The sequence below is a fragment of the Bartonella sp. MR168JLCBS genome, from assembly GCF_042194175.1.
On sequence record NZ_JBHIMP010000237.1, the window covers coordinates 1 to 872 of the forward strand.

At 37.7% G+C, this 872-nt stretch carries 1 protein-coding gene; it reads left to right on the top strand.

Going from position 1 to position 872, the window contains the following annotated elements:
• Nucleotides 1-60: 60 nt before the first annotated feature.
• Nucleotides 61-872, top strand: an 812-nt coding sequence (locus ACFIK8_RS10600; RefSeq protein WP_375669403.1) for a phosphate ABC transporter permease family protein, incomplete at its 3' end; no start/stop codon positions are given.

Here is an 872-nt window from a genome sequence, read left to right on the forward strand (position 1 = left end):
TTTTCTAATTTGCAATGTAGGAGTTTTCTGAGCTGTTCCTTGTAAAAATTGAGAGACAATATGCGCATTTCCTGTATTATTTTTTTCCTATTGCTTCTTGGTTTTATTGGCTTTTGTATTTCTTATATGCGGGCTCGCTATCTTGAATACACACAATACAAGATGCATTCTCGTGCATATTATTACGGCTGGTGGACATTTTTGATAACTGTTATTCCTGCTCTCGTTTTTTTAATTTTTTGGGATAGTGGGAGTGCAATTTATTTAGAATATAGCGCTTCGCGAGAAATTGGTGCGTATAGTGCACGCGTGACAGAAGTTGTTAATTATGACATTATTTTAGGGGCTATCCGTAGTCTGGTTAAAATGATTCAACACTTTGAGGGGGATCTTATTAAGGCTTCGTATGAAGAAGTGCAGGCGCAATTATTCGCGAAAGGGTTTGTTTTGCCTCGTGAAGCACCAGATGATGTATTAAGGATAGCGCAATCATGGGTTTCTTCTTCTGAAAAGTTACAATTTATTGGTCATGGTTTGCTTTTTATAATTGCATCCTTTGGTTTTATCTGTGGAATTATGCAAATTACTCCATATCAGCGTGCGCGCAATAAAGTTGAGTGTTTGATTGTTATAGGGTTGGTTTGTGCGTCTATAATTGCAGTTTTGACGACAGCAGCTATTGTACTCTCTCTGTTTTTTCAGACAGTAAGTTTTTTTCAGTCTGTATCTTTTTCAAATTTCTTTTTTGGAACAGTTTGGGATCCGCGGTTTTCAGCCAGCGGTTCGGGCAATGAAGTGGGGCAATTTGGTTTAATACCGCTCCTTATTGGTACACTTTATATTGCGTTTGTAGCAATGCTTTTTGCTGTTCC